The sequence below is a fragment of the Ruegeria sp. HKCCD7628 genome (genome assembly GCF_057221005.1).
The window spans coordinates 613,968-626,054 of the sequence record NZ_JBWVBA010000001.1; the positions used below are offsets into that span (position 1 = coordinate 613,968).

The 12,087-nt window shown below is 59.6% G+C and carries 11 protein-coding genes; 7 read left to right on the forward strand and 4 right to left on the reverse strand.

Annotation, left to right across the window (positions count from 1 at the left end):
* Positions 1-17: 17 nt before the first annotated feature.
* On the reverse strand, positions 18-620 hold the full coding sequence (locus tag AC2TAD_RS03045; protein ID WP_170752481.1) for a TetR/AcrR family transcriptional regulator: 603 nt from the start codon (positions 618-620) through the stop codon (positions 18-20).
* Positions 621-762: 142 nt separating this feature from the next.
* On the opposite strand from AC2TAD_RS03045, the gene AC2TAD_RS03050 reads away from it, so the two are divergent.
* From AC2TAD_RS03050 to AC2TAD_RS03075, 6 genes are all read left to right on the forward strand, one after another.
* On the forward strand, positions 763-1,227 hold the full coding sequence (locus tag AC2TAD_RS03050) for a (2Fe-2S)-binding protein (protein ID WP_170752479.1): 465 nt from the start codon (positions 763-765) through the stop codon (positions 1,225-1,227).
* A gap of 3 nt (positions 1,228-1,230) precedes the next feature.
* Positions 1,231-3,417: a xanthine dehydrogenase family protein molybdopterin-binding subunit gene (locus tag AC2TAD_RS03055; RefSeq protein ID WP_480865864.1), complete on the forward strand. Its 2,187-nt coding sequence runs from the start codon at positions 1,231-1,233 to the stop codon at positions 3,415-3,417.
* A 111-nt stretch (positions 3,418-3,528) separates the two neighbouring features.
* Positions 3,529-4,848: a glutamine synthetase family protein gene (locus AC2TAD_RS03060; RefSeq protein WP_480866646.1), complete on the forward strand. Its 1,320-nt coding sequence runs from the start codon at positions 3,529-3,531 to the stop codon at positions 4,846-4,848.
* Positions 4,849-4,907: 59 nt separating this feature from the next.
* Positions 4,908-5,588 carry a type 1 glutamine amidotransferase gene (locus AC2TAD_RS03065; RefSeq protein WP_170752475.1) on the forward strand — a complete coding sequence of 227 codons (681 nt, stop codon included), beginning with the start codon at positions 4,908-4,910 and terminating at the stop codon, positions 5,586-5,588.
* Positions 5,588-6,946: a glutamine synthetase family protein gene (locus tag AC2TAD_RS03070; protein ID WP_480865865.1), complete on the forward strand. Its 1,359-nt coding sequence runs from the start codon at positions 5,588-5,590 to the stop codon at positions 6,944-6,946. Before AC2TAD_RS03065 ends, AC2TAD_RS03070 begins: the two co-directional genes overlap by 1 nt.
* Before the next feature lie 6 nt (positions 6,947-6,952).
* Complete coding sequence (locus tag AC2TAD_RS03075; RefSeq protein ID WP_480865867.1) at positions 6,953-8,257, forward strand: NAD(P)/FAD-dependent oxidoreductase; 1,305 nt, start codon at positions 6,953-6,955, stop codon at positions 8,255-8,257.
* A 34-nt stretch (positions 8,258-8,291) separates the two neighbouring features.
* On the opposite strand, the gene AC2TAD_RS03080 is transcribed toward AC2TAD_RS03075, so the two are convergent.
* Positions 8,292-9,239 carry a formylglycine-generating enzyme family protein gene (locus AC2TAD_RS03080; RefSeq protein WP_480865869.1) on the reverse strand — a complete coding sequence of 316 codons (948 nt, stop codon included), beginning with the start codon at positions 9,237-9,239 and terminating at the stop codon, positions 8,292-8,294.
* Between the two features lie 215 nt (positions 9,240-9,454).
* Here AC2TAD_RS03080 and AC2TAD_RS03085 point away from each other — a divergent pair, with 215 nt between their 5' ends.
* The gene (locus tag AC2TAD_RS03085) at positions 9,455-10,669 is read left to right on the forward strand and encodes a DegT/DnrJ/EryC1/StrS family aminotransferase (RefSeq protein WP_170752468.1); all 1,215 of its coding nucleotides are present in this window, start codon (positions 9,455-9,457) and stop codon (positions 10,667-10,669) included.
* 3 nt (positions 10,670-10,672) lie between these two features.
* Here AC2TAD_RS03085 and AC2TAD_RS03090 read toward each other — a convergent pair whose 3' ends face one another.
* Positions 10,673-11,431 carry a trypsin-like serine peptidase gene (locus AC2TAD_RS03090; protein ID WP_480865871.1) on the reverse strand — a complete coding sequence of 253 codons (759 nt, stop codon included), beginning with the start codon at positions 11,429-11,431 and terminating at the stop codon, positions 10,673-10,675.
* 11 nt (positions 11,432-11,442) lie between these two features.
* Positions 11,443-11,997: a polyhydroxyalkanoate synthesis repressor PhaR gene (gene phaR, locus AC2TAD_RS03095; RefSeq protein WP_480865872.1), complete on the reverse strand. Its 555-nt coding sequence runs from the start codon at positions 11,995-11,997 to the stop codon at positions 11,443-11,445.
* Positions 11,998-12,087: the final 90 nt, after the last annotated feature.

Consider the following 12,087-nt stretch of genomic DNA (forward strand, 5'->3'; position numbering starts at 1 on the left):
GGACAGCGAAGGGGGGGTCAAATGCCATAACGGCTAAGTATCATCTCAACACTGCTGTCAATCGTAGCCGTCATTTCGGCCTCACTCAGGACGCTGCCAGTGAAGACCATCGGCCAGAATGCCTTGGCCTTGATCAACCCGATGAACTCCTGCCCCGCACTTTGAGGGTCGTCTATCCGCAACTGCCCGTCTTCTGCCGCGTCCTTCAGCATCGACACAAATATCGCAGTCTTATCCAGTTTGCCCTGCGCCGCTGCCGCCAGATCGGGGTTGCGCAAAGTTTCGCTGATCACCATACGCGACATCGCCATCACCTCGGGCAACATCAGGATGCGCCCTTCGGCCCATGCCAGTTCGATCAGTTGCTCCCGGATATCACGGCCTTTTTCATAGCGGATATCCAGTACACCGGCAAAGCGGTTTGATAGCTCGACCACAATAGAGCGAAACAGGTTTTCCTTGCTTTCGAAATACTTATACAGCGTCCGCTTGGACACTTCGGCGCGGGCGGAAACACGGTCCATGCTGGCGGCGGCGAACCCCTTTTCCTGGAACTCGGCCACCGCAGCCTCGATGATCTGAGCGTGTTTGGCCGCATTCGGCGCGCTGCATTCGTTCATGTCTGAAAGCTATAGTCCCATTGACATGACAAGGTCAAACACTAGGTAAACCCACGGGTTTACACGATTGACAACGTCACTTATGGTAAACCCGCAAGTTTACCGATTCAGGTAGCCAGCCCAACATGGAGTATCCCCCCTCATGTCACTGACCTTGAAACTGAACGGCCAGACCCACACGGTCGACGCCGAACCCGGCACCCCCCTGCTTTGGGTGATCCGGGATGAGCTTAAGCTGACCGGAACAAAATTCGGCTGCGGCGTTGCGTCCTGCGGGGCCTGCACCGTACATCTGAACGGCGAGCCCGTACGGTCGTGCCAAACTTACATCGAAGACGTCGAAGATGCCGAGATCACCACGATCGAGGCCGTGGGCGACGACAAAATCGGCGCCGCAGTCCAGCAAGCCTGGGTCGAACTGGACGTGGTTCAGTGCGGCTATTGCCAGTCGGGTCAAGTTATGTCGGCTGTCGGGCTGTTGTCTGAAAACCCCAAGCCCTCGGCCGAGGAAATCGACGAGTACATGTATGGCAACGCCTGTCGCTGTGCCACCTATCAACGCATCCGCGCCGGCGTCCAGCGCGCATCCGAGATTCTGGAGGCCTGATCCATGACCATCAACACCTCTCGCCGTGGATTTCTGAAAGGTGCCGCTGCTGCCGGTGCCGTGCTGCTGGTCGGTGCCCGCCCCGATGGCGCGCTGGCTGCGGCTTCGTCCGAGACCGCTCAATTCAACCCCTTCGTGAAAATCGACGCGGATGGCACCGTAACCGCCATCGTAAAGCATTTTGAAAAGGGTCAGGGCCCGGCCACCGGCCTGCCGACGCTGATCGCCGAGGAAATCGGCCTGACCATGGATCAGATCGAATATGAATTTGCGCCGTCGAACCCGAATGTCTATAACAACCTGCTGTTCGGCCCGTTCCAGGGTACAGGCGGATCGACCGCGATGGCGAATTCCTGGCTGCAATATCGTCAGGCCGGTGCTGCCGCACGCGAGATGCTGATCAAGGCCGCCGCCCAAAGTTGGGGCGTGGACGCATCGGGCATCACTATCGAGGAAGGCATCGTCAAGGCTAGTGACAAATCCGCTCCGATTGCGGAGTTCGTGGCGGCCGCTGCGCAGCTAGAAGCGCCGGCCGAGCCGCGCCTGAAAGACCCGTCCGAGTTCCGCCTAATCGGCAACGCAGCCGTGCGCCGCAAGGACTCGGCCATCAAGGGCAACGGTCAGGCGATGTATGCGATGGATGTGCATCTGCCGAACCAGATGGTCGCGATGATCAAGCGGCCTGAATCCAAGGGCGGAATCGCACTTGGCTTTGATGACAGCGCATCAAAAGAGGTCAAAGGCTATATCAGTGCCGCTGTTCTGCCCAATCAGGCGGGTGTTGCGGTCTATGCCGAAAACACCTGGGCCGCGATCCAGGCCCGCGACGCGCTTGAGGTCGATTGGGACATGTCGGGCGCGGAGACCCGCGATTCAGATCAGATCAGGTCCGAGATCATGGCCGCGCTGGATGCAGAGCCCACCTACATCGTGAACAAGGCGGATGTTGCAGCGGTTTCAGCAGCCATCGATGGCGCGGATAAGGTGGTTGAAAAGACCTTTTATTTCCCACTGCTGGCCCACGCGCCGATGGAGCCGCTGAACTGCACCATCGAACAAACTGCTGAGGGTGACATCGTTCTGCATGATGGCGCGCAGATGCCGACGGGCCCGCATATGGCCTATCAGCAGATCTTCCAGATGCCGCCCGAGAAGATCCACATCAAGACCATGCTGGCCGGAGGCTCGTTCGGTCGCCGCGCCACGCCCGATGCGGATTATCAGGTCGAAGCCGCGCTGGCCTTTGTGGTCACAGACCGCTCGCGCCCGGTGAAACTGGTCTGGACGCGAGAGGATGACATTCGCAGCGGTTACTACCGTCCTGCCTTCGGCCATAAGGTGCGTGTGGGTCTGGATACGGATGGCAATATCGTAGGCTGGCAACATCAGATCGCCGGGCAATCGGTGATCAAAGGCACCGCGTTCGAGGCCGTTTTGGTCCATGATGGCGTCGATCACAGCTCGGTCGAAGGTGTGGCTGACAGCCCATATTCCATCCCTGGAATGGCCGTTGGCCTGACCGACACGCCCAAGGCGACAACGGTTCTGTGGTGGCGCTCGGTGGGTCATACCCATACAGCCTACGCGATGGAAACCATGATGGACTTGGTGGCCGAAGCCGCAGGTCGTGACCCGGTTGAATTCCGTCTGGCCCACCTGTCCGATAGCGCCAATCCAGATCAGCAACGCAAGGCCGCCGTTCTGAAACTTGCGGCTGAAAAGGCGGGTTGGGGCAACGCACCTGCGGGGCGCTCGCAGGGGATTGCGGTGCATAAATCCTTTGGGTCTTATGCGGCTGAAGTCGTTGAAATCTCGGGCGATCCGGAAGACGGCATCAAGATCGAAAAGGTCACCTGTGCCGTGGATTGCGGCATCGCGGTGAACCCCGATGTGGTCAAAGCGCAGATGGAAGGCGGCATAGGCTATGGCATCGGCCATGTGATGCGCGACCAGATCACGCTGACAAGCGGGGCGGTCGATCAGTCCAACTTCCCGGATTACGAGCCGCTGCGCATCAGTGATATCGCCGCCATCGACGTGCATATCGTGCCGTCTGCCGAAGCGCCGACTGGCGTGGGCGAACCCGGAACCCCGCCTTCGGCACCGGCGCTGGCCAATGCGATCCACGCGATGTCAGGCGTTCTGGTGGCCGAACATCCAATGGCTGAAAACGGTGTAAGCTTCGCCTGACCCTCTGCCCCGCGCCGCCTGAACCCGGCGCGGGGTTAATTTGATCAAATTTCGTGACAAGGCGCGTCGTGTCGACTAAACCTCGGAGGAACCACAATGATGGAGCCCCCGATGGACCTGAGCGCCTTGCACAGTTTTCGCGTTGCAGCCTGTGATCTAAACGGTCAGTTGCGGGGCAAACGCGTGCCGCCCTCGTATTCCGACAAGCTGGACAAAGGCTCCGTGCGGATGCCGTTCTCGGCGCTGAATGTGGACCTGTGGGGCGCAGATATTGACGGCAGTCCGCTGGTGTTTGAAACTGGTGATGCCGATGGTGTGCTGCTGCCCACCGATCGCGGTGCGGTCCCGATGCCTTGGCTTGAGGTGGACACCGCACTGGTGCCGATGTGTCTGTACGACGACCACGGCACCCCCTTCGCCGGAGACCCCCGCCACGCGCTGAGCGCTGTACTGAACCGCTATGCCCAGCGCGGTTGGTCCGTGATCGCGGCGACCGAGCTGGAATTCACTCTGCTCGATTCCTCGGGCGCGCAGCCACAACCGCCGATGAACCCCATTACCGGGCGCAGGCTGGTGGATGAGGCCGTGCTGTCCATGGCCGAGATGGACGCATTCGATGCCTTTTTCACCGAGCTTTACGATGGCTGCGCCGCGATGGGCATTCCCGCCCAGACCGCCATTTCCGAAAGCGGCATTGGCCAGTTCGAGATCAACCTGAACCATCAGGGCGCAATGCGCTGTGCTGATGATACATGGCTTTTCAAGGTGTTGACGCGCGGTCTTGCCCGCAAACACGGGTTCACCGCGACGTTCATGTCCAAACCCTATGCCGATGACGCAGGCAACGGAATGCATGTGCATTTTTCGGTTGTAGACGATCAGGGCCGCAATGTGTTTGACAATGAAGGCCCCGAGGGGACGGACACGCTGCGCTACGCCATTGCAGGCTGTCTGGCGGCGATGCCCGGCAGCACACTGATCTTTGCGCCGCATGGCAATTCCTATACCCGGCTGGTTCCCGGCGCCCACGCGCCCACCGGCGCCAGCTGGGCCTATGAGAACCGCACTGCCGCCCTCCGCATTCCCGGCGGTGCCCCTGCCGCCCGCCGGATTGAACATCGTGTGGCCGGAGGCGACATCAACCCTTACCTCATGCTGGCCGCCGTTCTGGGTGCTGCGATGAACGGGATCGAGGACGCAACCGACCCGCCCGCCCCGATCACCGGTAACGCCTATGATATCGACGGCCTGCCCCAACTGGCCGGCGATTGGGAGGCCGCGATCACTACCTTCGAATCCGATCCCCACGTGGCGCGTATCTTCCCCGCTGATATGATCCGCTTTCTGGCGATGACCAAACGGCAGGAAATCCGCCGCTTCGCCGAGCGCCCCCCAGAAGAGCACTGGCTAAGCTACGTCGAGGCCGTCTGACCCCCCTTGCCCGGCCCCTTTTGGTTCGTTAGAATGAATTTGATCAAATTTGGTGACCTATGAAAATCGGCATCCTTGTAACCGGCCACCCTCCGGATGAGCTGCGTTCAGACTTCGGCACATATGACGGCATGTTCCGTACCCTGCTGGGCGGCAACGGCTTTACGTTTCAGACCTACAACGTGGTGGACGGCCAGTTCCCTGACGGCACAGACTCTGCCGACGGCTGGGTCATCACCGGCTCGCGCCATGGGGCGTATGAGGATCACGCGTGGATACCCCCGCTGGAAAATCTGATCCGCGCGATCCGCGACAAAGGCCAGCCGCTGATTGGCGTCTGCTTTGGCCACCAGATCATCGCACAGGCGCTGGGCGGAAAGGTTGAAAAGTTCACCGGAGGCTGGGCCGTTGGGCGCACCGACTATGACCTTGATGGCCAAACAGTTACGCTGAATGCGTGGCATCAGGATCAGGTAGTCGCCCTACCCGACGGCGCACGCGTCACCGGTACCAACGATTTCTGTCGCAACGCCATGGTGGCTTATGGCGACACGATCTGGACCGTACAGGCCCACCCTGAATATGGTGACAGCTTTATCCAGGGCCTGATCGAGACACGCGGCAAGGGCGTGGTCCCCGATGAATTGATGCAAGCGGCCACTGACCGCCTGCCCGCCAATGACGACAACCCCAAAATCGGGCAGTTCATGGCGGAGTTTTTGAAGAAAGAGAGGGCCTGATGGCCGACTGGACAGACCAACTGCCGCAGGCAGCCCGCACCTATTTCGAAGACCACCGACTGGACGAGGTCGAATGCATCATCTCGGACCTGCCCGGCATCGCGCGCGGCAAGGCGGTACCCGCCTCGAAATTCGCCAAGCAATCCTATTTCCACCTGCCCGACAGCATCTTTTACCAGACCATTACCGGTGATTGGGGCGAGGCCGCGGGTGAGGACGGGTTCATCGAACGCGACATGATCCTGAAGCCTGACTTCTCGACAGCATCCGCGGCACCGTGGACCGGCGACTGGACGTTGCAAGTGATCCACGACGCCTATGATCGTGATGACAATCCGATCCCGTTCAGCCCGCGCAACGTGTTGAAACGCGTGGTCCAGATGTATCACGACAAGGGCTGGAAACCCGTCGTCGCACCCGAGATGGAGTTCTTTCTGGTCGCCCCCAATGTGGACCCTGCGCAAAGTATCAAGCCTATGATGGGCCGCTCGGGCCGTCCGGCGGCGGCGCGGCAGGCATACTCGATGACGGCCGTGGACGAATTCGGCCCGGTGATCGACGACATCTATGATTTCGCCGAACATCAGGGGTTTGAGATTGACGGCATCACGCAGGAAGGCGGCGCGGGCCAGTTGGAAATCAACCTGCGCCACGGCAATCCAGTGAAGCTGGCCGACGAGGTGTTCTATTTCAAGCGCCTGATCCGCGAGGCCGCCCTGCGCCACAACTGCTTTGCCACCTTTATGGCGAAACCGATTGTGGATGAGCCGGGCTCGGCCATGCATATCCACCACTCGATCATCGACATGGAGACCGGGCAGAACATCTTTTCCGGCCCACAAGGGGGCGAGACGGACGCATTCTATCACTTCATCGCCGGGTTGCAGAACCACCTGCCCTCGGGTCTGGCGGTGATGGCGCCCTATGTGAATTCCTATCGCCGCTATGTGAAAGATCACGCCGCGCCGATCAATCTGGAATGGGCACGCGACAACCGCACCACCGGCATCCGCGTTCCGCTGTCGGGGCCCGAGGCGCGCCGGGTCGAAAACCGCATCGCGGGGATGGACTGCAACCCTTATCTAGGCATCGCGCTATCTCTGGCCTGTGGCTATCTGGGCTTGGTCCAACAGGAACGCCCGCGCCGTCAGTTCTATGGCGACGCTTACGAAGGCGAAGGCGATATCCCTCAGGTCATGGGCAACGCGCTGGACCTGTTCGATGAGGCGACCGCCTTGCATGAGGTTCTGGGCCCCGAATTTGCCCGCGTCTACGGCATCGTCAAACGCGCCGAGTATGAAGAGTTCCTGCAGGTCATCTCTCCGTGGGAGCGTGAGCATCTGCTGCTGAACGTCTGATCCGCGATGAACCTGCTTTATTCCAACGACCGCAAGGCTGAATACCCGGCCAGCTGGTACGCGGCTACGGCCAATTCGATTGACCGCTTTCCTGTTCTTGCAGGCGATGAAAAAGCCGACGTCTGCGTGGTGGGCGGCGGTTATACCGGCCTGTCCGCCGCGCTGCATCTGGCTGAGGCAGGGTTCAGCGTTGTGCTGCTTGAGGCGCATCGTGTGGGCTTTGGCGCATCAGGCCGCAATGGCGGGCAATTGGGCAGCGCGCAGCGGATGGATCAGGAAGATCTTGAGCGGCTGGTTGGCGATGACGACGCCGCCAAGCTGTGGGATTTGGCCGAGGACGCGAAGGCGCTGGTCAAATCGCTGATTGCCAAGTACCAGATTGACTGCGATCTGAAACCGGGCGTCGCCGTTCTGGGCCTGTCCGCTGGAGAACAGCAGGAATTGCACGACCACGCGGCGCATCTGTCCGACCGCTATGGCTATGACCAGATGGAACTGCTGGACGAAGGCGCGGGCCACGGTCTGTGCCCCTCGCCCGCCTATCGCGGAGGCTATCTGGACATGGGTGCCGCGCATCTACATCCACTGAACTACGCTTTGGGTCTGGCGCAGGCAGCGGCCAAGGCAGGCGTGCGGATATATGAAGGCACCGAGGTGAGAGGGGTCGAGGAAACCTCACCCGCCATCATCCATACCGCGCAGGGCAAGGTCACGGCCGATCACGTTGTTCTTGCCTGCAATGGATACCTTGGCGATCTGAACGGCAAGGTCGCCGCGCGTGTTATGCCGATCAACAATTTCATCGCCGCGACCGAGCCTTTGGGCACCGATGCTGCCCGTGTTCTGACCCGGGACGTGGCGGTGGCCGATACGAAATTCGTGGTGAACTATTTCCGCCTTAGCGCGGATAACAGATTGCTGTTTGGCGGCGGCGAAAGCTATGGCTATCGCTTCCCGGCAGACATTGCCGCCAAGGTCCGCAAACCAATGGTCGAGATTTTTCCACACCTGCGCGACGTCAAAATCGACTATGCCTGGGGCGGCACGCTGGCGATTACCATGCGGCGGATGCCGTATCTGACGCGGGTTGCGCCCAATATCCTGTCAGCCTCGGGCTACTCTGGTCACGGGGTCGGAACAGCCACCCATGCGGGGCAATTGATGGCACTGGCCATTCAGGGGCAGGCCGAAGGGTTCGACACCATGGCCCGCGTCCCCGCCCTACCTTTCCCCGGAGGCCCCGCCTTGCGCAGCCCCCTGCTGGTGCTGGCGATGACGTGGTTTGCTTTGCGGGATCGGCTGGGGGTGTGATCGAGCCCCCAGTTAACTGAGGTCTTGCAGACTATCAAAAATCGCGTAGCACTCGAAACCCAGCGGCCATTAGCCTTGCGTCCTCATCTACTCGCCCGCGCGAAGCGACCCTAGAGAAATCCATAGCGGTCCAATAGGCACCACCTCTCCCGACGCGGTCTGTACACGCAGGCAACATAGCGTGTCGCAGATAGTCACTTACAGTCGCAAAACCTATGTGAGTTGAAGTCCAGCAAGACATTGTACGCTCAACTACATTGCCTGACATATGGCGCAATCCCCACGCATTGGCGGCGTCGAGATCATCAACCCGAACCGGATGACCACGCCGTGCCAGTTCCGGACGCTTGACACCCAACATCTCTTCGGTTGGTTTGCCGTGGAAATTGACTTGATCGGTTGTTACTTCCTCACCCTGAGCAAATGGGGTCTGCGTTCCGGCGCGTGCTGCATACTCCCACTCTGCTTCCTTTGGCAAACGGTACACATCGGCGCCAATCTTGTCGTTGAGCCATTTTGTATAAGCCACGCCGTCGGAATAAGAGACATCAACAACCGGGTAGTTGCCCCGAACATCTACGCAGGCAGCATCGCGCTGTAATATACAATCGCGCGGAACATGCCCTCCACAGCCACCGTCATTGACGCACGCCATCCACTGTTCATGCGTCACTTCATTTCGACCAATAGCAATTGGCATATCAATCTTAACAGGATGAACAGGGCCCTCGTGGTACGCGATATAGGGATCCTCAGGAGTGGCCCACCGCATAGGATTCGCGCCCAAGTGAATTTTCAAACGAGATTCACCCGGCGGCCCGCCGATCAGGAACTCTCCCAACGGCAACACGATCATCTCGGGGCAGACGTCGCATTCCTGAAACATCTCAAGCGGGGCTACCTCGGTTCCGTCGGACAGGACGTATTGCGCCTGAGCTGGCAGAGCGAGAATGGACAATGAAAAAGCAAGTCTAGCAAGCATGATGGGAACAATCCGAACCGTGAAATGCAATGTTTAGATTTTCCCATTGCCACCCGGATTCCCCAACGGATGCAAGGCGCTATCCGGGGTCCGAACGAAGTTATCCTCTGGATTGCGACAGTTAGGTGAAATTTTGCTGCATGGTCACGTAAGGGCTTGGATTGACGCTCTTTTAGCTTTATCTTTTCCAAAGATAGAATTTGGGAAAATCAAATATGACGCTTCCGCCTAACGTTCATGACGCCGAACCCATCCCTGCCGCCGCGCGTGAGGCCATCGACGCCCTGATGCAATCGGGCGACCTGTTCCGCTATACCGCGCCGCAAGACGCGCCGGTCGCGCTTCTGGAAAGCGAATTCGCGGCCCTTTTGGGCGCGAAATACGCGCTGGCCGTATCGTCCTGCTCGGCCGCTTTGTTCCTGTCGCTCAAGGCATTGGGTCTGCCTCGGGATGCGCGGGTGCTGATCCCCGGATTTACCTTTGCGGCCGTGCCGTCCTCGGTCGTTCATGCGGATTGCATCCCGGTGCTGTGCGAAGTGGGCGAGAACTATCGCATCGACATGGCCGATTTCGAGGCCAAACTGGACAGTGTTCAGGCCGTCATCATCAGCCATATGCGAGGCCATACATCCGACATGGACGCGATCATGGCGCTGTGCAACGCGCGTGACATTCCAGTTGTCGAGGACGCGGCGCATTCGCTGGGCACCACATGGCACGGCAAGAATATCGGCACGATTGGCAAAGTCGGCTGTTTCTCGTTCCAGTCCTACAAGATGATCAACGCGGGCGAAGGTGGCATTCTGATCACAGACGACGCCGATCTGGTGGCGCAGGCCGTGATCATGTCAGGCGCGTATGAGCATAACTGGAAGAAACACAAAACCCCGCACGGCGACAACTCGCCCGAGTTGGAGCAGGCCTTTGCCCGCTGGCAGAACAAACTACCACTGTATAACCTGCGGATGAGCAACCTCAGCGCCGCCGTGATCCGTCCCCAGATTCCCGAACTGGCGCGGCGCGTCAAGGATGGCTTGGCCAATCATGACTATGTGGCCGAGCGTCTGAATGGCTCGGATTTCATCGACGTCCCTGCCCCCCTGTCGCCCGAGCGCCGCGCACCGGATTCGATCCAGTTCAATCTGGTGGGCCTCAGCGATGACGAGATCCGCGCCTTTGCCGAAGCTTCCGAGGCGCGTGGGGTCAAGGTTCAGGTCTTTGGTCAAAGCGCGGATAACGCTCGCGCCTTTTGGAATTGGCAGTTCCTACCGGAACAGTTTGAACTGCCGCAGACGCGTGACATGCTGATGAAGGCGTGTGACGTGCGCCTGCCCGTGCGTCTGACGCGTGAGGAACTAGACGTGATCGCCGACATCCTACTGGCTTCGGTTGGTGAAGTAACCGGGCCGGTTCCGGTCTATGGCACCTAGCTGCTAGTTCCCTTGAGGACCAACAAGGTCCGACGAGACAAACAGCGCCGTGACCCCTTGCGCGGTCGCGGCAACACGCGACAGAACGGCTGCCACCTGTGGCCCCTCCGGGCCATCCACCAAAAGCGGCGCACCCGAATCCCCCATCATCACGGGGCAAATAGCCACTAAAATTCCTTGCTCTGCGCGGGTTGGCGGGCATGACGGGGTGCGGCTCAGGACATGCGGCCGCACGCCGGGATAGCCCACCAGATAGGATGAGGGCGCAGCGGTTTTCGCTAAAGGCACCGGTGCGATCTGTTGTCCAAGAGGCTCGGTCAGTTCCAGCAGCGCCCAGTCCAGATCCGCGCGCCGGTTGAATGTTGTTGGTCCCTGCCCGGGCGGCAGCCGATAGCCCGACACGCCCGAGACCGCGACCGCTTCTCCTCGCTGATAACCAGCTGCGAACCGTATGCTGGCGGGTGGGATCCAACGGTTGCGTGCCGTGTTGAAAAGGCAATGCGCCGCAGTCAGAACCAAACGCTCTGCCACCAGAGTGCCAGTGCAATGTGATCGTTGGTCCCGACCTGCAAAATTGACCCGCCCGACTGCGCGCCAGGGCACTTGCGTCGCGTCCTGGATCTCTCGTTCACGCACGGCGTCGCAACCGAGTGAGGCCGCGCTGCCCAACCTGCAAACCTCGGACCAATCATCCGAATAAACACCTTGCGACAGCGCAGGGCTTGACCACGCTAATGCGACACCCAAAACAAGCCGGAGCATTACCGGTCGCGTCAATTCAGCTTGGATAGCTTTTGCTGCAGCTCAGCCAGTTGTTTCTTGATTTCGTCCAGATCCTCTTTGGGTTCTGTCGAAGGCTGTTCTTCTTTGTCCGGACCGGACCAGTTGCCCGAAAGTCCACCGGTCATCGCCTTCAAAAACGCCTGTTGCTGCGCCTGCATCGCTTCGAACCCCGGCATCTGCGACATCGGATTCATGGCGCTCATGTTTTCCATCATCTTCGACTGGCTTTCGCGCAGCATCTCGAACGAGCTTTGCAGGAACTGAGGCATCATACCCCCGCCCGGCAGCATGTAGCTGCGGACCAGATCGTTTAGCACGTTCACCGGCAGAACGTTTTCGCCCCGGCTTTCGTGTTCCGCAATGATTTGCAGCAGATATTGGCGTGTCAGGTCATCCCCTGTCTTCAGGTCGATAATCTGCACTTCGCGTCCATCGCGGATGAACACGGCGATATCCTCTAGCGTGACGTAGTCGCTGGTCTCGGTGTTATACAGCCGACGGCTGGCATAGCGTTTGATCAACAACGGTTTTTCTTGTTCTGACACCGTTTACCCTCCCCAAGGATGATGCGTTGCAGCAGAGATTATGCGACTGCAGAACAAAAAGAAAGGGCAGGTCTTTCGACCTGCCCGACG

Coding starts and splice junctions, on each gene's coding strand:
- AC2TAD_RS03045 (WP_170752481.1), bottom strand. CDS start 620: ATGAACGAATGCAGCGCGCCGAATGCGGCCAAACACGCTCAGATCATC.
- AC2TAD_RS03050 (WP_170752479.1), top strand. CDS start 763: ATGTCACTGACCTTGAAACTGAACGGCCAGACCCACACGGTCGACGCC.
- AC2TAD_RS03055 (WP_480865864.1), top strand. CDS start 1,231: ATGACCATCAACACCTCTCGCCGTGGATTTCTGAAAGGTGCCGCTGCT.
- AC2TAD_RS03060 (WP_480866646.1), top strand. CDS start 3,529: ATGGACCTGAGCGCCTTGCACAGTTTTCGCGTTGCAGCCTGTGATCTA.
- AC2TAD_RS03065 (WP_170752475.1), top strand. CDS start 4,908: ATGAAAATCGGCATCCTTGTAACCGGCCACCCTCCGGATGAGCTGCGT.
- AC2TAD_RS03070 (WP_480865865.1), top strand. CDS start 5,588: ATGGCCGACTGGACAGACCAACTGCCGCAGGCAGCCCGCACCTATTTC.
- AC2TAD_RS03075 (WP_480865867.1), top strand. CDS start 6,953: ATGAACCTGCTTTATTCCAACGACCGCAAGGCTGAATACCCGGCCAGC.
- AC2TAD_RS03080 (WP_480865869.1), bottom strand. CDS start 9,239: ATGCTTGCTAGACTTGCTTTTTCATTGTCCATTCTCGCTCTGCCAGCT.
- AC2TAD_RS03085 (WP_170752468.1), top strand. CDS start 9,455: ATGACGCTTCCGCCTAACGTTCATGACGCCGAACCCATCCCTGCCGCC.
- AC2TAD_RS03090 (WP_480865871.1), bottom strand. CDS start 11,431: ATGCTCCGGCTTGTTTTGGGTGTCGCATTAGCGTGGTCAAGCCCTGCG.